The 23993-nt window shown below is 53.1% G+C and carries 22 protein-coding genes, 2 tRNA genes and 4 pseudogenes; 12 read left to right on the top strand and 16 right to left on the bottom strand.

What is annotated here, in order from left to right:
* The first annotated feature begins 41 nt into the window (after window positions 1-41).
* The 4 genes from QMZ29_RS17640 to gap all read left to right on the top strand — a co-directional run bounded on the left by QMZ29_RS17640 (window position 42) and on the right by gap (window position 4001).
* Complete coding sequence (locus tag QMZ29_RS17640; protein WP_025303399.1) at window positions 42-1064, top strand: LLM class flavin-dependent oxidoreductase; 1023 nt, start codon at window positions 42-44, stop codon at window positions 1062-1064.
* A 13-nt stretch (window positions 1065-1077) separates the two neighbouring features.
* A complete protein-coding gene (locus QMZ29_RS17635) occupies window positions 1078-1812 on the top strand; it encodes an SDR family NAD(P)-dependent oxidoreductase (protein ID WP_164099733.1) in 735 nt (244 codons plus the stop codon).
* 126 nt (window positions 1813-1938) lie between these two features.
* Window positions 1939-2913, top strand: coding sequence for a GlxA family transcriptional regulator (locus tag QMZ29_RS17630; protein ID WP_173890076.1), 975 nt, complete (start codon window positions 1939-1941; stop codon window positions 2911-2913).
* Between the two features lie 77 nt (window positions 2914-2990).
* Window positions 2991-4001 (top strand): type I glyceraldehyde-3-phosphate dehydrogenase, encoded by a 1011-nt coding sequence (gap, locus tag QMZ29_RS17625; RefSeq protein ID WP_025303396.1) that lies wholly within the window; start codon window positions 2991-2993, stop codon window positions 3999-4001.
* A gap of 54 nt (window positions 4002-4055) precedes the next feature.
* Here the strand turns inward: gap and QMZ29_RS17620 are convergent.
* Window positions 4056-4131 (bottom strand) — tRNA-Asn (locus QMZ29_RS17620).
* A gap of 99 nt (window positions 4132-4230) precedes the next feature.
* Window positions 4231-5031 (bottom strand): DgsA anti-repressor MtfA, encoded by an 801-nt coding sequence (gene mtfA / locus QMZ29_RS17615; RefSeq protein ID WP_025303395.1) that lies wholly within the window; start codon window positions 5029-5031, stop codon window positions 4231-4233.
* Window positions 5032-5123: 92 nt separating this feature from the next.
* Between mtfA and QMZ29_RS17610 the strand changes: the two genes are divergently transcribed.
* Window positions 5124-5213, top strand: a tRNA-Ser gene (locus QMZ29_RS17610).
* A 140-nt stretch (window positions 5214-5353) separates the two neighbouring features.
* Here the strand turns inward: QMZ29_RS17610 and QMZ29_RS17605 are convergent.
* From QMZ29_RS17605 to QMZ29_RS17560, 10 genes are all read right to left on the bottom strand, one after another.
* The gene (locus tag QMZ29_RS17605) at window positions 5354-6184 is read right to left on the bottom strand and encodes a DUF4942 domain-containing protein (RefSeq protein WP_282994225.1); all 831 of its coding nucleotides are present in this window, start codon (window positions 6182-6184) and stop codon (window positions 5354-5356) included.
* A 98-nt stretch (window positions 6185-6282) separates the two neighbouring features.
* Window positions 6283-6612: a DUF5983 family protein gene (locus QMZ29_RS17600; protein WP_282994224.1), complete on the bottom strand. Its 330-nt coding sequence runs from the start codon at window positions 6610-6612 to the stop codon at window positions 6283-6285.
* Window positions 6609-6977 carry a TA system toxin CbtA family protein gene (locus tag QMZ29_RS17595; RefSeq protein ID WP_282994223.1) on the bottom strand — a complete coding sequence of 123 codons (369 nt, stop codon included), beginning with the start codon at window positions 6975-6977 and terminating at the stop codon, window positions 6609-6611. Before QMZ29_RS17595 ends, QMZ29_RS17600 begins: the two co-directional genes overlap by 4 nt.
* A gap of 59 nt (window positions 6978-7036) precedes the next feature.
* Window positions 7037-7375: a type IV toxin-antitoxin system YeeU family antitoxin gene (locus tag QMZ29_RS17590; RefSeq protein ID WP_282994222.1), complete on the bottom strand. Its 339-nt coding sequence runs from the start codon at window positions 7373-7375 to the stop codon at window positions 7037-7039.
* A 28-nt stretch (window positions 7376-7403) separates the two neighbouring features.
* Window positions 7404-7883, bottom strand: a complete 480-nt coding sequence (gene radC, locus QMZ29_RS17585) for a RadC family protein (RefSeq protein WP_282994229.1) — start codon at window positions 7881-7883, stop codon at window positions 7404-7406.
* A gap of 27 nt (window positions 7884-7910) precedes the next feature.
* Entirely contained in the window at window positions 7911-8345 is a 435-nt protein-coding gene (locus tag QMZ29_RS17580) for an antirestriction protein (RefSeq protein WP_282994221.1), read from the bottom strand.
* 202 nt (window positions 8346-8547) lie between these two features.
* Window positions 8548-9792, bottom strand: coding sequence for an O-antigen ligase family protein (locus tag QMZ29_RS17575; RefSeq protein ID WP_502950677.1), 1245 nt, complete (start codon window positions 9790-9792; stop codon window positions 8548-8550).
* 51 nt (window positions 9793-9843) lie between these two features.
* Window positions 9844-11004, bottom strand: a complete 1161-nt coding sequence (gene rfaQ, locus QMZ29_RS17570; protein WP_282994219.1) for a putative lipopolysaccharide heptosyltransferase III — start codon at window positions 11002-11004, stop codon at window positions 9844-9846.
* Window positions 11005-11533: 529 nt separating this feature from the next.
* Entirely contained in the window at window positions 11534-12010 is a 477-nt protein-coding gene (locus QMZ29_RS17565) for a YfjT/YkfB family phage-associated protein (RefSeq protein WP_282994217.1), read from the bottom strand.
* Window positions 12011-12091: 81 nt separating this feature from the next.
* Window positions 12092-12370 carry a hypothetical protein gene (locus QMZ29_RS17560; protein WP_230201198.1) on the bottom strand — a complete coding sequence of 93 codons (279 nt, stop codon included), beginning with the start codon at window positions 12368-12370 and terminating at the stop codon, window positions 12092-12094.
* A 1024-nt stretch (window positions 12371-13394) separates the two neighbouring features.
* Between QMZ29_RS17560 and QMZ29_RS17555 the strand changes: the two genes are divergently transcribed.
* Together QMZ29_RS17555 and QMZ29_RS17550 are read left to right on the top strand one after the other, a co-directional pair.
* On the top strand, window positions 13395-14828 hold the full coding sequence (locus tag QMZ29_RS17555) for a YfjI family protein (RefSeq protein ID WP_282994216.1): 1434 nt from the start codon (window positions 13395-13397) through the stop codon (window positions 14826-14828).
* Between the two features lie 456 nt (window positions 14829-15284).
* Window positions 15285-15869: an inovirus Gp2 family protein gene (locus QMZ29_RS17550; RefSeq protein WP_282994215.1), complete on the top strand. Its 585-nt coding sequence runs from the start codon at window positions 15285-15287 to the stop codon at window positions 15867-15869.
* Window positions 15870-15958: 89 nt separating this feature from the next.
* Here QMZ29_RS17550 and QMZ29_RS17545 read toward each other — a convergent pair.
* A pseudogene (locus QMZ29_RS17545) lies at window positions 15959-16057 on the bottom strand (integrase core domain-containing protein); the annotation flags it as partial.
* 325 nt (window positions 16058-16382) lie between these two features.
* Between QMZ29_RS17545 and QMZ29_RS17540 the strand changes: the two are divergent.
* Window positions 16383-16565, top strand: a complete 183-nt coding sequence (locus QMZ29_RS17540; protein WP_282994214.1) for a hypothetical protein — start codon at window positions 16383-16385, stop codon at window positions 16563-16565.
* Window positions 16566-17284: 719 nt separating this feature from the next.
* On the opposite strand, the gene QMZ29_RS17535 is transcribed toward QMZ29_RS17540, so the two are convergent.
* Entirely contained in the window at window positions 17285-17665 is a 381-nt protein-coding gene (locus QMZ29_RS17535; protein WP_282994213.1) for a helix-turn-helix transcriptional regulator, read from the bottom strand.
* Window positions 17666-17838: 173 nt separating this feature from the next.
* On the opposite strand from QMZ29_RS17535, the gene QMZ29_RS17530 reads away from it, so the two are divergent.
* A complete protein-coding gene (locus QMZ29_RS17530) occupies window positions 17839-18087 on the top strand; it encodes a hypothetical protein (protein ID WP_282994212.1) in 249 nt (82 codons plus the stop codon).
* Window positions 18088-18210: 123 nt separating this feature from the next.
* Window positions 18211-18360, top strand: a pseudogene (locus tag QMZ29_RS17525) (transposase); the annotation flags it as partial.
* Between the two features lie 30 nt (window positions 18361-18390).
* On the opposite strand, the gene QMZ29_RS17520 reads toward QMZ29_RS17525, so the two are convergent.
* A protein-coding gene (locus QMZ29_RS17520; RefSeq protein ID WP_502950679.1) for an IS3 family transposase occupies window positions 18391-19541 on the bottom strand; the annotation gives its coding sequence in 2 pieces (ribosomal slippage) (window positions 18391-19283 and window positions 19283-19541; 1152 coding nt in all).
* 80 nt (window positions 19542-19621) lie between these two features.
* On the opposite strand from QMZ29_RS17520, the pseudogene QMZ29_RS17515 reads away from it, so the two are divergent.
* A pseudogene (locus QMZ29_RS17515) lies at window positions 19622-20580 on the top strand (IS3 family transposase).
* Between the two features lie 30 nt (window positions 20581-20610).
* Window positions 20611-21015, top strand: a pseudogene (locus QMZ29_RS17510) (DDE-type integrase/transposase/recombinase); the annotation flags it as partial.
* A gap of 720 nt (window positions 21016-21735) precedes the next feature.
* On the opposite strand, the gene QMZ29_RS17505 reads toward QMZ29_RS17510, so the two are convergent.
* Window positions 21736-23892 (bottom strand): TonB-dependent siderophore receptor, encoded by a 2157-nt coding sequence (locus tag QMZ29_RS17505; protein WP_282995232.1) that lies wholly within the window; start codon window positions 23890-23892, stop codon window positions 21736-21738.
* Window positions 23893-23993: the final 101 nt, after the last annotated feature.

The raw sequence follows: 23993 nt of genomic DNA, 5'->3' as shown, positions 1-23993 counted from the left end.
GTCACTGTAGGCTCATGTTTTGCCTCTGAGGATGATGCCCGATGAAAAAGATTGGTTTTCTCTCGTTTGGCCACTGGTCGCCTTCCGCCCAGTCCGGCACCCGTTCCGCGGCGGATGCGCTGCTGCAGTCCATCGATCTGGCGGTCGCCGCCGAAGATCTGGGGGCGGACGGCGCCTATTTTCGCGTGCATCACTTCGCGCGCCAGCTGGGATCGCCGTTCCCGCTGTTGGCCGCCATCGGCGCCAAAACCCAACGCATCGAGATCGGCACCGGCGTGATCGACATGCGCTATGAAAATCCGCTGTACATGGTGGAGGACGCTGGCGCGGCGGATCTGATCGCCGGCGGGCGGCTGCAGCTCGGCATCAGCCGCGGCTCGCCGGAGCAGGTGATCGACGGCTGGCGCTATTTCGGCTATGCCCCGGCCGACGGCGAAACCGATGCGGACATGGCCCGCCGCCATACCGAAGTGTTCCTGGAAGCGCTGCGCGGCGAAGGGTTCGCCGAGCCCAATCCGCAGCCGATGTTCCCGAATCCGCCCGGGCTGCTGCGGCCGGAACCGTTTTCCGCCGGGCTGCGCGACCGCATCTGGTGGGGCGCCGGCTCCAATGCCACCGCCGTCTGGGCGGCGAAGCTCGGCATGCACCTGCAAAGCTCGACGCTCAAGAACGACGAGACCGGCGAACCCTTCCACATCCAGCAAGCCAAGCAGATCCGCGCCTACCGCGCCGCCTGGCAAGAGGCCGGCCACACGCATGAGCCGCGGGTTTCCGTGAGCCGTAGCATCTTCGCGCTGGTGGATCAGCGGGATCGCAACTACTTCGGCGGCAGCGGTAAGGAAGGCGACCAACTGGGGTATATCGATGCGCAAACCCGGGCGATCTTTGGCCGCAGTTACGCCGCAGAACCTGACGCGTTGATCGAACAGCTGGCGCAGGACGAGGCCATCGCCGAAGCGGATACCTTGCTGCTGACCGTGCCTAACCAACTGGGCGTGGATTACAACGCCCACGTTATCGAATCGATTTTAACCCATGTCGCGCCGGCGCTCGGCTGGCGCTAAACGGAGGAGCTGCATGTCACGCATTTTCATTACCGGCTCGGTGGACGGGCTGGGCCGCGCCGCCGCGCAAACGCTGTTGGACGAAGGGCATCAGGTGATTCTGCATGCGCGTGAGCCCGGCCGTCTGGACGCGGTGCGCGATCTGCTGGATCGCGGTGCACAGGCGACGATCGGCGATCTGTCCGATGTGCAGCAGATCCGGCAGCTCGCCGAGCAGGTCAATCGCCTCGGTCGCCCGGACGCGGTGATCCACAATGCCGGTATGTTTACCGGACCGCAGGTGATGCCGGTGAACGTCATAGCGCCCTACCTGCTGACGGCCCTGATCGAACGCCCCAAGCGTATCGTCTATCTGAGCAGCAGTATGCACTTTGACGGCGTGGCGGAACTGAACGGCGTGGATTGGCTTGGCGGCGCCGCAGGCTCTTATTCGGACAGCAAACTGTTCGTCACCGCGCTGGCCGCCGCCGTGGCGCGCCTGTGGCCTGACGTGATCAGCAGCGCGGTCGATCCCGGTTGGGTGCCGACAAAAATGGGCGGCGCGGACGCGCCCGACGATCTGGCGCTGGGGCATGTGACGCAGGCGTGGCTGGTGAGCAGCGATGAACCGCAGGCTCTGGCGTCCGGCGGCTATTGGCACCATCAGCAGCGCCTCGAACCCCACGCGGCGGTACACGACGAGGTGTTTCAAACGGCGCTGTTGGCGCAATTGGCGCGCGCTGGCGGGGTGAGCTTGCCGCAGGTTTGAATGGTTATTCCTTCCTGGCCCGTCGAGGTTATCGGCGGGCTTTTTTATGCCCGCAGGGTGAACCCGCGGCGCTTTTCTTATACAGTGGTTGTCTGGCCTGTTTTGACTGTTTTCTCTATTTTTGCCATGCACACATTCCTGATTATCGTCCCTGAAGGGGGCATGCTGTTCGAAGCGGCGGGCATCGCCGATATCCTGATGCAGGCTAGTCGCCTGAGTTCCGCCGAGACGCCGCTGTATCAGATCGCGGTCGCCACTACGCAATCTCACCGGGTGGTGCACGGCCTGTCCGGGCTGAGCCTGTTGGCTGACCATCGCCTGGCGGATCTCGATCCGGCCCTGCCGCGCGATACCGTCATTGTTGCCGGCAAGGGGGCAACCGAAGAAGAGGGCGCCCTGGTGGCGGATTGGCTGCGCCGCGCGGCGCCGCAGACGCGCCGTATCGCTTCGGTTTGCGGCGGGGCTCTGCTGCTGGCCGAGGCCGGGTTGCTGGACGGGCGGCGGGCGACCACTCACTGGCGGCTGGCGGAAACGCTGCAGGCGCGCTTCCCGCGGGTGCAGGTTGAAAACGGCCCGATCTACGTGCAGGACGGGCCGATTTGGACCTCCGGCGGCGTCAGTTCCGGCTTCGATCTGACGCTGGCGCTGGTGGAGGATGATTACGGCTTCGTGCAGGCGCGCGAAGTGGCGCAGGATCTGGTGATGTTTCTGCGCCGCCCCGGCGGGCAGGCGCAGTTCAGCCGCTACCCGCTCAACCAGGCCAAATCGCCGGGCCCGATCCGCGACCTGCAGTCCTGGATCCTGGAAAACCTCGCCGACGATCTCAGCGTCGATCGGTTGGCCGAACGCGTGGCGATGAGCCCGCGCAACTTTACCCGCGTATTCACCCGCGAGACGGGCATTTCTCCCGCCAAATTCGTCGAAGAAGGCCGGTTGCATACCGCCAGGCAGCGCCTGGAGCAGAGTGCGCAAGGCATCGAGCAGATCGCCCTGGCCACCGGCTTTGGCAACGGCCTTAACCTGCGGCGGGTGTTTGAACGCAAACTGCAGCTGACCCCGAGCGAATACCGCGAACGCTTTCACGCGCGCAATTTGGCGTAAATTGATCGGTAAACGTCATTTACGCCGCCTCGGGGCAGGGCTAGAGTTGAGGCAAAGCCCAAAACGAGGAGTGCATCATGGTGAGAGTAGGCATTAATGGATTTGGCAGGATCGGACGCAACGTGCTGCGCGCGGCGCTGGGGCGCAGCGATTTTGAAGTGGTGGCGATCAACGATCTGACGGACAGCAAAACGCTGGCGCACCTGCTGAAATACGACACGCTTTCCGGCACGCTGGCGGCCAGGGTGGAAGCCGGCGACAACCAACTGCTGCTGGACGGCCGGCCGATTCAGGTGTTTTCGCAGCGCGACCCCGCCGAGATCCCCTGGAGCAGCGTGGGCGTTGACGTGGTGATCGAAGCGACGGGCTTCTTTACCGACAAGGCCAAGGCGGAAGTGCACATCACGCACGGCGGCGCCAAGCGGGTGATTATCTCGGCGCCGGCCAAGAACGACGACATCACCATCGTCATGGGGGTTAACGACCAGCTCTACGATCCGGCGCTGCATAAAGTGGTCAGCAACGGCAGCTGCACCACTAACGGGCTGGCGCCCGCCGCGCAGGTGCTGCATCAGGCGTTCGGCATCGAATACGGGCTGATGAACACTACTCACGCCTATACCAATAGCCAGGCGCTGCACGATCAGCCGGAAAAAGATCTGCGCGGCGCGCGGGCGGCGGCGGAATCGATCGTGCCTTATTCCAGCGGCGCGGCCAAGGCGCTCGGCAAGGTGATCCCGGATCTCGACGGCAGGTTGACCGGTTACTCGCTGCGGGTGCCGGTGCCGGTCGTCTCGATCGTCGATCTGACGGTGACGCTGAAACGCCCGGCGACGGTGGAAGAGATTAACGCCGCTTTCCGCGCGGCGGCGGCATCCGGCCCGCTGAAAGGGATCCTGGGCTACAGCGATGAACCGCTGGTGTCGAGCGACTACCGGGGTGATGCGCGTTCGTCGATCATCGACGGGCTGTCCACGCTGGTGATCGGCGGCAATCTGGTGAAAGTGCTCGCCTGGTATGACAACGAATGGGGTTTCTCCAATCGGTTGGTCGATCTGGCGCTGCTGATGGAAAAACGCGGGCTGTAAACGCCCCATAGCAAAAAGCCCGCTTAAGTTTCCTTAAGCGGGCTTCTCTAAATATGGCTCCTCTGACTGGACTCGAACCAGTGACATACGGATTAACAGTCCGCCGTTCTACCGACTGAACTACAGAGGAATCGTGTGAACGGGGCGCATGATATCCAGCGGCCCCGGGTGTGTCAACGCTAAATTGCCCCAGGCGGTGCGACTGCTCGGTATCTGAGCAATAAGCCCGTCAATCAGCCCATTGCGCGTCGTTTTCCACCTGGCCGCGCAACAGGCGCGCCAGCGGATCCTGGCGGTAGAAGCGGCAAAAGTGCTGATACAGCGCCGGGAAGCGTTCGGCCAGCAGCTCGGGGGCGCTGAAGAAATACTCCGACAGCACGGCGAAGCACTCGGCCGCATCGGTGGCGGCATAGGCATCCATGCTGGCGGCCTCTTCGCCGACCATGTCGATCTCGTCCTGCAGGCTTTCCATCGCGGCGTGCAGATCATGTTCCCAGGCAGCCACCTCGCGCAGCGGGATCGGCGGCACGCCGGTGGCGACGCCGCCGTTGCGCATATCCAGCTTGTGCACCGCTTCGTGGATCACCAGATTGAAACCAGAGAGATCGAAAGAGTCCTGCACGTCTTGCCAGTTGAGCACGATCGGCCCCTGTTCCCAGCTTTGGCCAGACTGCACCACTGGCCCCGAGTGCACCAGGCCGATCTCGTCCTGCCATTCGTCTTCCACCACGAACGGGGTGGGGTAGAGCAGAATTTCGTTGAAGCCGTCGAGGCACTCCGCGCCGAGTTCCAGCACCGGCAAGGCGAACAGCAGGGCGATGCGCGCCTGCATTTGCGAGGTGAGCTGCAGCCCCTGCAGCGGCACGATGCGCTTTTGCTGCAAGATCTGCCCGGCAACGGCCACCAGCCGCTGCTGCTCCTGCTCATTCAGCGGCGAGAGCAGCGGGATCGCCAGCGCGTCCTGCCACTGGGCCTGAGTGTCTGCCTGGGGTTGAGAGGGTTGAGTCGCTTTCCACGGCCATTTAATCATCAGGTTGCTCGTAAAGTCGTCACTTGAACGTTCAGCGGTGTGCTAATGCTGTAAAAATGCCGTAAAAGCGGGCATGATAGCAAGCGTTGTTAGGAGAGATGCCGGAGCGGCTGAACGGACCAGTCTCGAAAACTGGAGTAGGGGCAACTCTACCGGGGGTTCAAATCCCCCTCTCTCCGCCACTAAATTTTATTATCTCATTGAGTTAAATGATTTTTTATCATTTCATTATCTTCCGGTATGCCAATCAGTATGCCATTCATGACTAGCTTGTTTTGATTCCTTTTGGACTCTATTAGACAACTTTCTGCAGAAGACGTTATCACTTAGCCAGCATATTCGGGTAGTGCTTTGCGACTATGTTATTCAATTTGTGAACTAAGTCGTGGCGTTTGAAAGTGATATGCGCGGTCCCTTTCTGGAAGTACTTTATCGTAAACATCTCATCCTCGTAGCTAGTGCTGTTCCTTTGCGCGTGAATGTGATCGCCGAGACGGCGAGTGACATTTTCGCGATTGTCCGGGATCGGTTTGCTATCAAGCAACATCAGCATGCGTTCAAGATCTGTCAGCCGGTCACGTTGCCAGCCCCAGTTCAGACCAAACCCCCATCTGTCGTGTTTTACGACGCCCTCCACAATGATTTTCTTACCAAAATTACAAGGCGAGTTAGACTTGTAATTCCAGCTCAGGCTTTTGAAAACGTTAATCACTCCGCGCTCAAATACCTCCTCTTTGCTCTGGTGTAACTGCTCAAAGGTGCTGAGAATGTTGGCTTCCCTGATGGCAGGGAGCTCGCTCCCTTCAAGATTCCTATCCCACTGCTCGCGGGCCTGGGCGTCCATCAAACTGAGCATTCCCGATTTCTTCATCAAATCTCGCCATATACCGCGATCAAGATTGCAGGTGATCACTTTCATTGCCGTCTCTGCTTTCTCCATAAGCCAGCAGCCGCAGCGGAAATCCTGCTTCATGGCCCAGTCAAGGGTGGTTTTTCCGCTGATATCACGGGTCAGTGTCGAAATGTCGTCAAGCTGGTGGATCAGCGCTTCAATTTGCGCCAGCGCGGCGTTGCGCCCGGTGACGATACGTTCAATGCTGGTCGAGCAAATCACCGCGGTGTAGTCAGTTAATACTTCAGGTTCAGTCTGCATATTTTCTACTCCATAATGAAAACACCCGCCGGTTTAAGGGCTGGTGCTATGTTGTGGTAGCTGTCATTGTGTTCGGGTCAGGGAGCATGCCGGGGCATTCACCAGTCAAAGGTCTCAATCCCCGACAGGATATCGCCTGCTGCATCGAGGTTCAGAAGAGCGATAGGGTGATGGTTCATCAGCGTAACAACCAGCTGGCGGCAGGCTTTTGACACTCCTAACCGTTTAAGATGAAGTACCGGATGTCGCCAGGCATTGAGTCTAATCAGGTAGCCCGTTCCGGTAAAATGGAGCCACTCACCGTGGCCATACTCTTCCTGTTGGTGTGATGCGTGATACAGCAGAGAGTTATCGCCGTCGGTGATGTGGGCGGTACTGCACTGGATACCCGTGAGGTACACATCGATGGGGAGAGTGTCGCAGTTCATGAGCGCTTGCCTCCCTGGATGGCACGTGTGACCTCCCGGTAACCGGCTCGCGTCATCAGGCCGCAGGCCCGGCGGGCACGTAGAATATCTATGGCGTTCACGAGGGGCGATTGCGTCTGACCGGTGAAGCCCCTGCGGTCAATGCGCACCAGATCAAACTTTTCCACCATGGCATTCAGCGCATCCGCGAGGGACATCCCGTTATCGATATGTACCTGTATCACGGCATCGTCGCTGAACTCGGTATCGTTGAGCGTCAGGCCGTAGTGCTGCGCCAGCAGGTAGGTGAGCAAGGATTGCCAGACAGTGATGGGGGACGGGCATGTTTGGGCCGCCCGTGAGGGTGGTGCGGGTACTGTTCGCATAAGGCGTATCTCTTTGTTGGATAATAAGAACGGTGTGAGACTAAAAATGCGGGAGCGTTTTATCTGGGCGTTCCAGGTGTCGGATAAATCGCAATGTAGACGTACCCGTATGAGCCGAGGCTGTCGGCTTCACAGGTCAGGCCATGGCAATACAGCGTGACGCAGTGCTGATGACGCGGATTGAGCTCACCGGAGAGCAACATCAATTCCAGGTGGTTGATGAACTGCGGGAAAGCATTCTCCAAATCATGGCGCTGTGCATCGCTGAAAATCCCGCTGATGTCAGCACGGTCGGCCAGAAAATGCAGTCGTTCACCCTCCTGTACCAGACGGGCGCCAAATTGCGGCGTGACGTTGCGTTTCAGTCCCCAGGCGGGAACATTATGGGTTGATGGCATGTAGCGCCTCCTGATAGCGTCGGATAAATCATAAGAGCCCGTGTTCGGCGAACGAGTACACCGTCATACCGCCGACAATGCAGTGGTCCAGCACCCTGACGTCAATCAGTGCCAGCGCGTCCTGTATCCGTTGGGTGATGAGTCGGTCTGCCTCGCTGGGTTCGGCATGCCCGGAAGGATGGCAGTGCGCCACAATGACCGCGGCGGCATTATGTTTCAGTGCGCCCTTCACTATTTCACGTGGGTGGACCTGGGTGCTGGCGATGCTGCCGCTAAACAGGGTCTCTTGCGCCAACAGGCGGTGCTGGTTATCGAGATAGAGCACCATAAAGACTTCGCGCTCCAGCCGGGCCATCTGCAGGCGCAGCCAGTCGCGCACCATGAACGGGGCGGTGAAGGCTTCACCCGGTTTTCGCAGATGTTGCTCCAGGAGAAATAAAGCGCGCTGAATGGTGCGTTGGGTGGGCAAGGGCAGACCGGCGGTTGCCGGAGATAAGGTGATATTCATCATGATGGAGTGCCGTTGTCTGGAGGGTTAGTCGATGATGCGCATGATGGCGTTGCTTTCGGGATGGCTGAGGGCGTAATCCCGCAGGCGATAGTAGTGTTCGGTCATGGCGTCGCATTCGGTGCGGCAGGCGTGGTGACTGTAGGTTATCAGACAAGCAACGATGCCGGCGGCTTCATGTCCCACCGTTGCGCCATTGCCGTTAAGGGCGTTAAAGAGCGTGTACTCGCCTTCGGTGGACGGGATAATGAATGCTCCCCCGTTACTGAGGGTATAAAACTCCCAATAATCTCCGTGGTAGTCCTTACACAGCAGGTTGAGCCAGGAAAATATCGGTGACTCGATATGAAGCCATTGCGGAATGTCACCAAAGTGCTGTAGCCAAAATGACTGGCGATCCGTATCACTAACGAGGCTCGCTGTCAGTGTTGATGGTGTGTTGTCGGCAGTATTCTCTTTCATAAATATTATCCTTACATCGAGGTTGATTGGGCCGGGCAGCAGCCGACCGCGTTGGGTACAGCGAGAAACGGCGGTATCACGCCATAAAAAATGCCCCGCTCGGATGAACGGGGCATGTTGGTGTTGCTCAGAGATGACAGGTTGTCATTGCCGGGATGAGTCCCTCTGACAAGCCGTAGTTTTGAGGCCTCTCAGGTCATTATCATGTTTGGGGCGGTCGGGCGCCTGTGCGCTGTGGTTGCCGTGCGTTGAGGGAAAGCCCGGCCAGCAAGGCGGCGATAATGACAAACAGGTGCCCTTCGGACGAGTCCAGCAGGAATGAATTGAACAGATGGCAGGCCATGTAGCTGCTGAGCACCGCAACGAACAGATTTCGGCGCGCCGGCGGCAAGCGCCAGGCGACGCGGTAGCAACTCCACATCCAGGTGAGGAACACCATCAATCCCAGCAAACCGCTCTGCACCGTTTCCAACAGGTATTCATTGTGCGGATTATGCACGCCATAGCCGGTGGATGGATTGCCGTACCAAAAGCTGCCGGCGCCGTTGCCCAGCAGCGGGGATTTCTTTATCAGTCGCAGGGCTTCGCGGGCGAAGGCGGTGCGTTGCCCCATGGAGTTGTCGCAGGCCGCATAAGCCGTTTGGGCCGGGGCGAAAACGCACCCCTGAATTTGCTGGACGCCCAGCGTCAGGCGCTCCATGGCGCGATTGGGGGTCATGACCAGCATCACGACAGCCAGTATGCCGCAGGCGAGCACGGCCACTTGCTGCTTGCGCCGGAGTGTGAGCAATAACCAGATGCCCATGCCAACGGCCAATGCCACATACCCGGTACGCCCCTGCACCATCAGCAGAACATTAACCGTCGCCAACAACACCAGTCCCGCATACCCCCAGCGCCGTTTTCCGCTACAGGCAAAAGCACGCGACAACCAGACCAGCGCCGCCAGCGCCATAAACACGTTTTGGGTGATTTGCAGCTTAAACACCGTAGGGTTGTCGGGGTTCAGCCCGCCCAATGTGACATGGCCAAGCCCGCTCATGAAGCTGATGGCCAATATCGCGGCATTGGCCCACAAAAAGCCGCGGACAAATTGCGTCATCAGCCGCGAGTCGGCCAGAAAGAACAGCGCCAGCGGCAGGACATACAGCAATTTTTGGTATTTGCCGACCATTTTGGGGCCGTAGGCGTGAGCATGCGTCAGCAATGACAACGCCAGCAGCGCAAACATCAGGGCCGGCAACCAGACCAGGGGATGACAAGCCAGTGCAGCCCACTGCCGGATATCGCGCAGCCAGAGCAGACAGACGACAATCAGCCCCAGTGAGATATTCATCAGGGGATTGGAGGTCGGGAGGGAGGCTCCCAGCAAAAAGGCGGTAAACGCAAACAACCGTTGCTGAAGGGGCGTTTGTATTGACGAGGAAACTGCTGAGTTGAATAGCATCGTGACGTACTCATTGATAAGAGAAAAAACACGGTGGAAGGCCGCGCAGGATTAACGCTGCGCAGATCCGACGAGGGATGCCAGTTGCCTGTTAACCGCCTGTATCACATCGCCGGCCGGGATGGCCGCGAGGTAACGCTCGCAGGTGTTGGTGTCAACGGCTTCCGGGGCGGGCAGCGGACGATAGTCTCCGGCCCACAGCAACGTGTGGGGCGCCTGCCACGGGGACCATCGCGCGAGGTCGCTGGGCCCGAACAGCACCACCGAGGGCGTATTCAGCGCGGCGGCCATGTGCATCGGCACCGAATCGACCCCAATAAACAGCCGCGCCCGGTCAATCAACACCGCGAGCTCCGGCAGCTCCAGACGCCCGGCCAGATTAATCACCCGCCGCGGTAACAGGCAGCGGGCCATGATGGCGCTTATCATGGTGGCTTCATCTTGCGTGCGTCCGCCGGTGAGCACCACCGTTCTGCCCTGGGCGGTCAGGTGGTTAATCACGGCGCTGAATCCGTCCACCGTCCAGGTCTTGAAAGCCCAGCGTGCGGTCGGCTGTATCAGCACAAAATCGGTCAGGTGATGGCGTCGACTGAGCCGGTCAACGTCATCCACATCAGATTGCCGCCAGGCCTGCGTCACCTGCGTGATTGTCGTGGGCAAGGCCAGTGGCGCCAGAATGCTGAGATTATTCAGCACGGTGTGTTGCGCCGGGCCGGCAACGTCGACCAGTAGCGAATGGCAGGCCCGCCAGAGTCGATTGTCGCGTTTGGGGTAGCGAAACCCCAGACTGAAGGTCGGTTTGAGAAAACGGCAATACAACGCCGCCCGCCACTGATCGGAGAGGTTGATCACCAGATCATAATGGCCGGTCCGCAGGCTGTTCCATAACGCATATTCGCCGCGGTATTGCGCTTTCAGCCCTTGGCGCTTGAGATCTCGATCCACGGTAAAGGCCAGATAAACATCCTGATTGCCGGCCAGCATCGCCTCGGTGCCGTCATAGACCAGCACATCGATCAGCGCATTGGGGTAGTTGACGCGCAATGTGCTGAGCACCGGCGTCATCAACAGGACGTCGCCAAAGTGGCGCAGCTTGATGACGAGAATGCGTTGCACGCTATCCCGGTGCAAAAGCGCATTGGGCACCCGGCGATCGGGGAGTGTGGCCAGCGGGGATACAGGGCGTTTGCCGGTGGTGCGATGGGCATTCATGGTTCGTCGCCTCAGAAAAATACAAAAGGCCGCTGCAGGGCCGAAAGAGTCCGTGAGGATAAAAATAGCGCTGCGCCACGGTTCGAAAACCCGAGAAGGCTGCAGGGAGAAAACGCCGTTCTCTCTGCCGTGCTCTCTGAACCGTCAATCTCGTTATCGCGGGAAAGCGGGCGATTAGCAGACGTTCTCGTCATGGCTGAGTACGGGGGTTTTATCCTGATAAATTGTCGAGCGCTACGTGGTATTCACCGGATGAATAAAGAGTTACCGCCGAATAATATCCTGCCCGATCTTAACGGCGACCGTGCAGCAAAGATAATTGGTTGTGCAGATCAATAAGATCTTACCGATCGTTGAAAACGATCAATCCTTTACAAATTGCAGGGTTACCGAGAAAACTCCTAACCCATTGAGGTTATTAATGCCTTTTATTGCTGCAGCTGCAATGCGGGCTGAACTCACTCCCCGATCGGAGAGTTCGGTACGGGAAGTGAGTTATCGTCAGCGAATAAACGTGGAGGGGGAAAGATTAGTTCTCACCAGCGGGAATGGCGGCGCCGACTTTACAGTCGGATTGTGGAAACGCGGGCAAAACCTGTCCGGCACCTTTCAGTGTAAAACGGGTGGTTTGCATCCCTTCACCGCTAACGACCACCGTCTTGCCTTTGCGCAGCTTGTCCCAGGCGAAGCGCACGCTATCCGCACCCACACGGGAGAGCACGTCATTGAATGGGATGGGGTCACTGCCATCAACAGAGACATAAAATGACCGCGTTTGCGTCTGCGCATCATAATGGGTAAGCGAGCGACCCGCGGTATCGGTGAACATCACGAACATGGCCTTATAGGGATCGCAGCCGATGTAGAGCTGCGATTGTCCCTGGCCACGCACGCTGTACTCTGTCGTTCCCTGTCCCCACCCGCTGGCCCATGTGCCGGTTTCGGCCTGAGCCATAAAAGGTGCCGCCAGGGCACAGCAAAAAAGCCCTTTCATCAGTGTCTTCATGAGGTTGTTTCCTTTCGTTAATCGTGTTTTCCAATTTATTGCGGTAGGTCAGGTGCGCTCACCCCTGCCAGTCAGTCGTTATCAGTGCACTATCAGCGCAATGCCCAAGAATACGCCGCCGGCCAGGCCAATCAGTTGAGGCCCACAAAGCCAGAACAGACGCAGCCCCACCAGGCTGAAGAAGCCGCCGGTGGTATAGACCGCATCGGGATGCGCGAGATTACGCAAGAACTGGCCCAGCAAGGCACCGAGGCATCCCAGCGCCGTGCCGACGATAACCGCGAGTATCAGCGTACCGGTGCCGGCCTCCTGGATCTGGCCGGCGGTATTGCGCGTGACCACCAGAAGTGAAAACAGCAAAGCACCAATACCCCAGCCAAGTAAAGAAGGGGTAAGGCGTGAAGATGCATTCTGTGGGGAAGTCTCCATAGACGGTTGTCTCCTGTGTGACAGTCATATCGTGAGGAAAGGCTATCCGGCTTCCTGCTGCCGGGAATGGTGGTGTGCCAACGCACGGGGAAAGTGATGCCGGCGTGGCCGTTTGAAGGGCTGAAATCCCGTTGGGAGGAGAGAAATACGGTATCCGCAACGGCGCCCAGGCCGATCTTAATGACGGTTGAAGGCCAAAGATAATGGGTTGTACAGATCAATAACGCAAAACCGATCGGTGAAAACGATCAATCGATGAGTCTGCGACGGCGCGGATACGATAACGTGTAACGTATTGTTGTAACGAAATTTATTTCATCTCCGCTCGGAGTGATATGGGAAGGCTAGAGGCTGTTCAACCCTTGTGCTTGTCAGGTCCGTGTACGTCGGACCGGGTGGAAGAGGACGATTTTGGGGCAGATGGAAACGGTGGCCCACCGTGTTGCAGCATGAGCCACAGACGCAGGACCAAAGTCAGTAACGTGCCGAGCATGCGAAAAATACGGCACAGGGTTTGCCAGGAAAAAAAGAGCGTCCAGCGCCGTTGCTTCGGTGCCTGGTAAGAAGAAGGCATGACAATAATCTCCAGGTAATGTGGCCAACAGACAGAAAAGCGATTCTGTTGGATATGCATACCGGGGATATAGGCGTGAAATTTTTTTGAAAATGCGGCTCAATAAGGAGGGTGCAATCACGCTATTGGCTATTGGCTATTGGCTATTGGCTATTGGCTATGGGGTAAAGGAGAGTATTCGATCAAGTAAGAGTCTTACGGAGTGCAATCACTAATCTAAAACAGTCTAATCAAGTATAAAAAATGCCAATAAAGTGTAATGGGAACTAATTTAATTCGACGCCTTTCTATCGGTTGGTTCTTTTGATTTCCATATTGACTTGCGATCGTGGTTGCGATTTATTGTCAGCTCCTAAAACAACGTGAAAAACAGGTGTTGCCATGAACCACTTTCCATTAAATGCGTTTCCGCAGCTATTGCGTGAAACTATTTTAGATGTGCGTGAATGTACTCAGGCTCCGGTTCCATTAATTGCATCATCGGTGATGAGTGCTTTGTCATTATCTTGCCAGGGCCTAATTGATATCAAAGTGAATGACACCGTGCTATCTCCGACATCACTTTTTTTATTGGTGATAGCAAACTCGGGGGAGAGAAAAACAACGGTGGACCGAATGGTGCTCAAACCTTTTTACCAACATGATGCGCGTTCGAACAGTCAATATGAAGATAAGGGAAAAGACTATGAAATTGAGCAGCAAATCTGGAATGAAAAGCAAAAGGCGATTTCAAGCCTTTTCAGGAAGAAAACCATTAAAGGGCAATGTACTGACGAGTTGTCACAGTGTTTACGGAAGTTACTGGCCGAAAAACCCGTGCCACCGAAAACCCGTAAACGTATTTATAATAATGTTACGCCTGAAGCATTACAGACTGCGATGCATAGCCATTCAGCACATATAGGGCTGATTGCTGATGAAGGTGCTAATGTTCTGGACAGGAAGGTAATGAATGATTTGAGTTTTATTAACTCAATGTGGGATGGTGTCAGCTTTCATGTTGACCGTAAAACGACACAAAGCTTTACGATAGAAAATGGGCGTATCACGCTGTCAGTTATGGTGCAGAAAAAACCGTTTGATCTGTATTTAAAACGACAAGGGGAACGAGCGCGTGGAAGTGGTTTTTTTGCGCGTTGCTTACCGGTATTGATTGATGAAGGTCTCACCACGCAGGGTGAGCGTTTTATTAAAGAGTATTCCAGCGAAAGAAGATTTTTAGAGGGTTTTTATCAGCGTATAAATGAAATATTAGCAGAGGATGTGGAAAGTGATGCATTAATCAAACGGGGGGGGTTATCGTTTGAGCATTCAGCTCAGTATGCATGGGAGGACATTTACAATCAAATAGAGAGCCGTATCGGTCCCGATGAAGAGTATGCCAATATGAATGATTTTGCGTCTAAGTTGGCGAATAACGTTGCCCGACTCGCTGCCCTATTAAGTTATTTTTCGGAGGGCGAATGCCCAGTAAAAAGGCATTATGTGGAGAGTGCATGGTCGCTATGTGAATGGTACATGCAACAGGCTGTAAATATTTTCGGTAATGAAGGGGGCTATTATGAAGCCTTGTTATTGGCCTGGTTGCATCGTGAGTATTCCCGAACGGGACGAAATCATGTCAGGTATAATGATATACGGCGCTTTGGGCCTAACGCGTTACGAAAAGGAAAGTTGTTGGACAGAGTGATTGATAGCCTTGAAAGGGAGGAAGCAATAGAAATTGACTATTCACGCAATGGTGCAAGAGTTGTGTGTGAACACCATCGTTTTCATAACAATTCGTTCACAAAAAATCCGGTTTTTGTGTACTAATGCATTGCTACCGTTGCGATTGTCGCAGGATTTGAGCAGCAATTATAGAAAAATAACGCCAAACTAATTTCAGAGTGAAATTGTTGTGCTCGTTGGTTATCGTTATGAGCTTTATTCCGGTAGTGGTGTTTATTTTAGGTGATTAATAAACAATGTGGTGTCGGTATAGTTATATAAATAATATGTTTATATGTTTGATACCACTATCCACACTCTCTCTGTAGAACAGCTCTGTTGATACTTTACTCATGTGTTGTGAGTATGAGTGATAAATCTATTAACGATGACATGTGATTAATGACGGTAGCTTGATGAGCCCATTATGAATTGCCTGGCTAAATATTGAATTGTTGTCGGGGTTATTCAATGTAACAGGTGTGGGTTTTTACTCTGCATACGTAATCGTGAAATAATCTTATTTAACCAAATGAGCAGGCGGCTTACTATGGAGCTAAGGTGAAAATATATTCCTATAATTCTCAATATCAACAGGTATTTTATGATGTTATTCAGGATGCTGTAAGTGATTTTCCTCGTACTTTAGCTTTGCGAGTTGACTTGCGCTTTCCTCAAGGTTATCAATATGGACTGTCGAATAAAGAGGTTACCCGATTTATCGAGTCGTTGAAAGCTAAAATTAAAGTGGATTGTCAAAAGAAGAATCGACGCTGGAGACGTAATTGGGTTAATAGATTGCGCTATGCGTGGGTGCGGGAGGTCGGTGAGCGTAATCGCCGTAAGCATTATCACGTTTTACTCCTACTGAATAAAGACTTCTACTACGGCGCTGGAAAATTTGATTCAAATAACAGTTTAGCTGCATTAATCCAGCAGGCGTGGTGCAGTGCATTAAATGTGGACAGGGAACAATATTCGGCATTGGTTAATCTGACTAAAAATGGGATGTATTATTTGAATGGTAATTCCTCTGATTATATGCAACAGGTTACCGATTTACTGAATCGTATGGATTACCTGGCAAAAGACCATACAAAGTGTTACGACGACGGATATCGCTCCATTGGGACGAGTCGTGGATAGGATTATTGGGGGGATGTCTACAGCCAGATAATGATGAATAGATTTGGTGGGTATGTCCCCCATAATTCCAGAGTCATCGGATCTATTATTTAAGCTTGCCGATGTCGAAGATATTCCCGCAGCGAACGGTAGCCTAACGCGCTGTGCGGATGCCATTCGTTGTAATGTTTGAACGCCATCGCCAGATTTTACACTGTCGTTCGCGCATCCGGACAGCTGCGCGCGACCTTCAGCAGGCCGGTGTTCGCCGAGTTGTGCCGCCTGCTGCGCACTCGTCGGGATGGCAATCGCACCCGCAGCTATCAAGGGCGACATGTCTCGTTGCATGTGCAGGAGAACGGTGACATCGGTCTGGTTCTGCCGAATTTGCGGCACTGGCGGAACCCGCCGCGTTGTACGGCGAGCTGTGATCACCGCAGCAACGCAATATTATCAGGTCTGCCCTATAGTTAGGGACGATCGTCGAGGAGAAGTTTTGCAGCAAAAGTTCATTTTTAACCAATGGATGATGACATGAGAAAACCTACGTTTGCCGCTGCGGTATTGTGCATTAAACCGACGCACGGTGCCGGTGCGGCACCGTACGCCATCATCAAAATCATCCCTGTTTTTCCTGAACAAGCTCTGTTGAAAAATACCAATGGCATCGTCAATGTGAAATACGATATCGAACATGATGGCACGGTCAGTCAGTGAAGGATCATGAATTTACATTTAACCTCACCATCAAACAGCATAACTCGGTCTATGGCAACGGGGTCCCGTTTCGCTGATTGCCCGAAAATCCAGTATGATGGCAAGCTCGAAAGATGTACAAGTCCGATGCTCAAGGAGGCGTGAATGACTGACATTGACTGTCTCAGCGACTTTCACGTGTGTGTACCCGTCGTCGAGAACCAGGTTTGCCGCTTTCCTGAGCGCAATGGATGCTTTGGAGCTACTGTTATCTAGGAAGTTGTGAGTAAACTGAATATTTGCATCGGAGCAGAGGCGTACTGACGTGACTCTACATCTTGAAAGGCATCTAGAACAATATGTTGATATTCTAATTATGCTGGGTGGTAACACCGGTGGCCGTAAGTTGTGGCATATGGCCATCCGCTCGGGTACCGTTATGTATCGGAAGCGACTGATATGTAGTATTTACTGCTGTAGCTAGTGGAGTTATATAAAAACCCATTTAAAAATGGATGGTAATGCTTCTAGTAAAATAATCACTCTTTAATGCTTTTGTTTTTTTGCATAATAACCGAGTGGTTGATTTAAGATGTTAACAGCGCGGATATAGTTCTTTTTTGCAATAGTCTGTTAAATTATAGTGAGGATCTGAAAAAATATCGCTAATGAATGTTTGACACTCATCTGATGGTCGTTAGTATCTGGGGTGTTGTTTCTTATAAAAATATGGATACAGGTCAACAATTTTTGCTTTTAAATAAAAAATATTGTTTTTTCAATTGGTTATCAATGGGGGATGTCATAATTCGCCTGAATTTTGCCGGTGTCTCACCAAAATATTGATTAAACCTCCTTGTAAAAGCTTGTTGGCTTGCAAAGCCTGAAATAAATGAAATTTCTATTATTGGAGTATCTGTTGTTGCCAAAAGTTTAGCTGCATTCTTTAATTTCAACTCTGTAACATATTGTCCAATGGTTATCCCTTTATATAGTTTGAATATTCTCTGAAGATGCCAGGGAGAATACCCTGATTTTTTTGCTATATCATTTATTTTTAAGCTGTCACAAGAGTTTCCGTGAATCCATTCTATAAGAGAGTTTATAATATTTTCTTGCATTTAAATCCCCCGGTAAAAGTACATTTCTTATAATAATAACATGATGGGGCGAATTTATTTTGTTTTTTTTGTATGTATTTTTTGATTATGATAAACAATAAAATCGTACAACTTTCAATTTTAAATTGTGCATAATGGGTGGTTTAATGTTTATGGTTTCTTTCGAGGGTTGAATGAGAACTATTATCATCAATGGCAAGCGGGTTTTAATTTTAAACAAAAATGAAAAGCCCCCAAACTTCAAATTGGATAATCATAATGGCATTTCAGTATGTATTGAAGCTAAAGGGAAAAATTGGTTGTTTGTCTATCATCAGGAGAATTGGCTACTTGTGTCAAAAAAACCATTCACTACCTTGCGTAAGGCTGTGGAGATAGCAACTATTTTTGAGTTTGCTAGCCTCTATGAGATTTATAACTAATACAGGTTTTTTAAGTTATTATAGTTTTATCACGCCCCCTTTTATGGGGCCTTGACCTGTTCCCCGTTGATTAATACACCGCGATGTTAGTAATGTCTTCATAAGCCACATGAGGACATGCCCATGAAGAAGCGTTTTTCCGACGAACAGATCATCAGTATCCTCCGCGAGGCTGAAGCCGGGGTTTCTGCCCGTGAGCTCTGCCGTAAGCACGCCATTTCCGACGCCACCTTTTACACCAGGCGTAAGAAGTATGGCGGTATGGAGGTGCCCTGATCCTACCCGCGTAATGTGGACACTGCGCTAAGCGAGGTTCTTGTTTTCAAATTGTTCCGGGCTGAGACCACCGCAGGCACTATGCCGACGCCAGCGGTTGTAATCGCATTCGATATAATTAAACACCGTTGTCCGCATTATTTCCCGGCAGGCGAAGCGTTCCCCGTGTATGCACTCTACTTTCAGCGAGTGAAAGAAGCTTTCTGCACAGGCGTTATCGTAGCAGCAGCCTCTGGCGCTCATGCTACCACGCAGATTATGCCGTTTCAGCAATGCCTGATAGTCCGCTGAACAGTACTGGCCACCGCGGTCAGTATGAACAATGACATTTTTCGGGCGTCTACGCCGCCACAGCGCCATCTGCAACGCATCGCAGGCCAGCTGTGTCGTCATTCGCGGTGACATTGACCACCCGATAACCGCGCGGGACCACAGGTCAATCACCACAGCCAGGTACAGCCAGCCTTCATCGGTGTGAAGGTACGTGATGTCTCCTGCCCACTTCTGGTTCGGGCCGCTGGCGCTGAAGTTTTGCTTCAACAGGTTCTCTGAGACTGGCAGACCATGCTCTCGGTAACTGACCGGGCTAAACTTGCGGGATGCCTTTGCCCGCAGCCCCTGACGACGCAGGCTGACAGCTATCGTTTTGATGTTGTACGCCTGGAGCTCATCCGCGAGTCGTGGCGCACCATACCGTTGTTTTGCATCAGTGAATGCCCTGAGAACAGCTGCATCACAGGTCAGACGAAACTGCTGCCGCCGGTTAAGACGATGGCGGCGCAGGCACCACGCATACCAGCCGCTGCGGGCGACCCGGAGCACCCGACACATGGCTTTGATACTGAACTCAGCCTGATATTTTTCAATAAAGACATACTTCATTTCAGGCGCTTCGCGAAGTATGTCGCGGCCTTTTGGAGAATAGCCAGCTCCTCTGCCTGCTCCGCAAGCTGGCGTTTAAGCCGGGCATTTTCAGCCGCCAGTTCGCTTTCGCGCTCAGACGATGTCAGTTGTTGCTGTTGTTTGCTGCGCCATGTGTAGAGCTGAGATTCATACAGACTGAGTTCGCGGGCAGCGGCAGCGATGCCAATGCGTTCAGCAAGCTTCAGTGCTTCCTGGCGAAATTCGGGTGTGTGCTGCTTACGTGGATTTTTATTGGCTGTTACTGATTTTGTCATGTGAGCTACCTCTGGTTGAGAGTTTACTCACTTAGTCCCGTGTCCACTATTGGCGGGTAAGATCACCCGAGGTTAAGCGCCTGAAGTCGCTTGAGGAAGAGAACGCCAGGCTCAAGAAGCTGCTTGCCGAAGCCATGCTGGATAAGGAGACGCTTCAGGTGGCTCTGGGGCGAAAGTACTGACGACAGGGCAGAAGCGTGAAGCCGTGGTGTTGATGTGTGATGCGACCGGTTTGTCGCAACGTCGTGCCTGCAGGCTTACAGGTTTGTCTCTGTCGACCTGCCGCTATGAGGCTCAGCATCCGGCTGCTGATGCACATTTATCAGGGCATATTACTGAGCTGGCGCTTGAACGCAGACGTTTTGGTTATCGGCGCATCTGGCAGTTGCTGCGTAGGGAGGGCCTTCACGTCAATCACAAGCAGGTATACCGTATTTACCACCTTAATGGACTGAGCGTAAAACGCAGACGACGTCGTAAAGGGGTGGCAACAGAACGTCTGCCGCTGCTCCGACCGGCGGCGCCCAACCTTATATGGTCGATGGATTTCGTCATGGACGCGCTGGCCACCGGTCGCAGGATCAAATGCCTGACCTGTGTGGACGACTTCACGAAGGAGTGTCTGACAATTACCATCGCATTCGGGATTCCAGGCATTCAGGTCACGCGTATCCTGGACGGCATTGCGCTGTTTCGAGGCTATCCGGCGACGATAAGAACTGACCAGGGACCAGAGTTCACTTGCCGCGCGCTCGATCAATGGGCCTTTGAGCATGATGTTGAGTTGCGCTTAATTCAGCCGGACAGGCCTGCGCAGAACGGATTTATTGAGAGCTTTAACGGACGATTTCGCGATGAATGTCTGAGTGAACACTGGTTCAACGATATCGTTCACGCCAGGAAAATCATTAATGACTGGCGGCAGGATTATAACGAGTGTCGTCCACATTCAGCACTAAATTATCAGACGCCATCAGAGTTTGCAGCATGGTGGCGAAATGGAAAATGTGAAAGTAAACAAACCGACATTACAAACTGACGGTTGTATCTAATACTGGGGACAGGTCAAATGTCGTTCTCACCGGACAGCAGACTCCCCCTAAAAGCGTTGGAAATGGCATGGGAAACTCGCAGTAAGTCCGTGGGAGTGATATTCCACAGCGTTCAGGGCAGTCATTATACGAGCAGGCAGTTCCGGCAGTTACTGGACGATACAATGTAACGCAGAGTATGAGCTGACGTGGAAACTGCTAGGATAATAGTCCAATGGAGCGCCTTCTTCAGGAATCTGAAGAACGAATGGGGGGCGATGACGGGTTACATGAGCTTCAGTAAGGCAGCCCACGCAGTAACGAACTAAATCGTTGGGCATTAGAGCGTGCTCAGGCCGCATGAGTATAGCGTAGGGTTATCACCAAACGACTCGGAAAACCGATACCGGGAAAACTCTAACGCGGTGGCCAGTTTTTGTTGACCACTACAACAGTTTAGCAAGTAGAGTTGTGGCCGTTCTGAGGCTTAGCTATCAATTATATCGACAAACAGCACACTTTGTTGGATGCACCAGAAAAACAGTAGGCGGTAAAGTAATTTGAGGCGAGTTTGCTCGGGCGAACAAAAATCGTTGGCATGTTCTGGCTACGACTATCCAGAAATCCGCGAAGACTGTAATCCGACAGCAGCAAATCATTCATCGCTTTCTCTGTATCATAAGAACTTTGCTGTATCTAGGCCTACTTTTTTCGGATTTCCACCGAATACAACCACAGAGCTTGTGGCAACCAGACGGGTGCGCTGCAGCAGCAGGGCACCCATGCGTTCCATAATCTGCAGCACTGCATCTACGTTGATTTTCAATCCGAGTTCGAAATTTTGCTCTTCCTATACAGATAGACAAGAGCCGCCAGATGAAACATCTCTATCTGTCCTCTCGTTAATCAGAGTAGCCAATTATTCCGGATTACTGATATCTCCGCAGGCTACATTTAAACGCGGATCGCTGATGCCGTGAGTGGTGAGATATCAAAGGCAGTAATTTGTAAGATTTACTTTTACTGACCATCACGATTAAGAAGTGAACCCTTTTCCAGTACTGTCTTGGCCTGCTTTTTCCGGAAAACCAGCGGCACCAGTGAATGACAATATTCATATTTTATCTCGTAATAAGTTGTGGAATTTATACAGTAAGCACTATTTAAAAATCCCAACTCAGCTTCGCTATCACGGCACGCTCAGCCCCATAGAAACAGCCCTGAGATTCGGTAAAGCAGCTGGTGATGTACTTACGATCGGTAAGGTTTTGCGCGGTGACCTGCACCTTTCCACCTTTTAGGTTGGAAGTCAGATGTCCCAGATCGAAATGCACTTCGGCATCCATCACGCCATAGCCAGCGGTGCTGAACTGGTTCTCCATGGTGCCGCCTTTGGTACCATTGCTGAAACGTCCCCCCACACCTGCACCAACCCCGGAAGCAAAGCTGGACTCCGGCGCTTCCCAGTTGACCCACAACGAACCGAAACGGGTAGGTATACGCAGTGGGGTGCGCCCAACGACATCGCGATTGCTGTCCTGGGTATATTCCACATTCTGCCAGGTCATGGATCCGATGATGCTGAACTGGTCAGTCAGTTGGCCACGCGCTTCTAACTCAATGCCGCGGGAACGAATCTTCCCGCCCTGTACCGAGTAGTTGATGTTGTTGGGATCAGTGGTCAGGACTTTGTCCTGGGTAAGATTAAAGGCGGCAATAGAGAATAACGCTGGCAAAGATTTGGGCTGATACTTAATACCTGCCTCATACAACTCGCCGTGCGAGGGATCAAACGCGTTCCCGCTGCTGTCCACAGAGTTGATCGGCTGGAATGATTGAGCGTATGTGAAATACGGAGCAATACCGTTATCAAACAGATAATTGACGCCGGCACGCCAGGTTGTGGCTTCATCACGCTGTTTGGTATCCGCGCTGTAACCCATTAAGTCAGTGGTACGCACGCTTGACCAGTCATGACGCACCCCCACCGTAGCGCGCCATTTTTCATAGCTCAGTTGATCTTGAGCATACAAACCGGTCTGTGTATTCATCAGCCGCGTATCCTGATAGTTCTCAGGCGTGCCGTAGGTGGCCTGGCCATAAACCGGGTTGTAGATATCCAGCGTGGGGACATCATAAGAAGCGGCGTAATTGCCGTGCCCGGTAAAGCGATCCCAGCTCATGCCAATCAGAAGTTGATGATCAATATCCGCCGTAGTGAAATGTCCGTGCAGCTGATTGTCGAGATTGATGGTATTGAAATGCTCGTCAGATGCGGCGATTGATCGGTTGATGGTACGCATATCGTCCTGCAATCCGGCAAAAATCACCGCGTTATATTTTGATGTCATCTGACTGTAGCGACCATTCAGGGTGACATCCCAGTCATCATTAAAGTAGTGTTCTGCGCTATAGCCAACAGAGGCCTGCTTACGCGAAAAGGTATTGTGATCCGGCTCGCCTGGATAAGCGTCTGTCGGTAATTTACCGTTAGGATTGTATTTGGCCGTACCGGCAACAGGCAGGGAAGTCTGGGCTGCCATTTTAGGATCGTTTTGCGCACGCGCATAAATCGTGAGCTTGTTATAGTAGTCAGGCTGAAAAGTAATGGAAGGCGCTAACGCCCAGCGCCGCATTTCGGTGCCCCGCTCCTGACCTTCTTTGGTAGTTGCCGTCCCGACCACGCGGTAAAGTACCGTGCCGTCATCATTGACTTTTCCGCCAAAATCGAAAGAGCCGCGCTGATACTGATGATTCCCCCCTTCCAGCTCAACATGGCGAATGGTCTTCGCAGTGGGCAGTTTACTCTGCATCGCGATAATTCCACCCGGACTGGCCAGGCCATACAGCACAGAAGCCGGGCCACGCACCACGGTAATATCCTCCAGCAGGAAGGGATCAACCTGTTGATAGCCATAAACTATCCCGTTGTTCATGCGCAATCCGTCGAGAAACTGATCGTTAAATCCGGTGGAGCCGTAATTGAATCCGCGAATTGAGAACTGGTCAAACGCACTCACCCCACCCCATTGCTCCGCCGCCACGCCTGGTGTGTAACGCAGCGCTTCATTTAAAGAGCGAACGTTCTGCATATCCATCTGTTGACGAGTAATCACTGAGATCGACTGCGGCGTTTCCAGTAATGGCGTATCACTTTTGGTTGCGCTCTGACTGTGTGTTGCGACCAATCCACTGCTGTCGGCAGATTCGGCGACGACATTTATCGTCTCTTCTGCACTGGCCTGCGATGCCACCATGATTGCCATCAAGGCCAAGCTGAGTGGTTTCAGCGATGGCCATTTCTGTGCCCTGTTTTGCATAAGGCCCAAACTCCCTAAAAGGTGAAATGATAATTATTTGCAATGTTATAACATATCAATAAAAGCACAATCATCTATTCTGCTTTTTTTGTTGTCAGTAC

It is taken from the genome of Serratia sp. PF-27, assembly GCF_030053255.1.
In the GTDB taxonomy this organism is placed as follows: Bacteria; Pseudomonadota; Gammaproteobacteria; order Enterobacterales; family Enterobacteriaceae; genus Serratia; species Serratia bockelmannii.
This window is presented reverse-complemented; position numbering and strand designations above follow the sequence as displayed.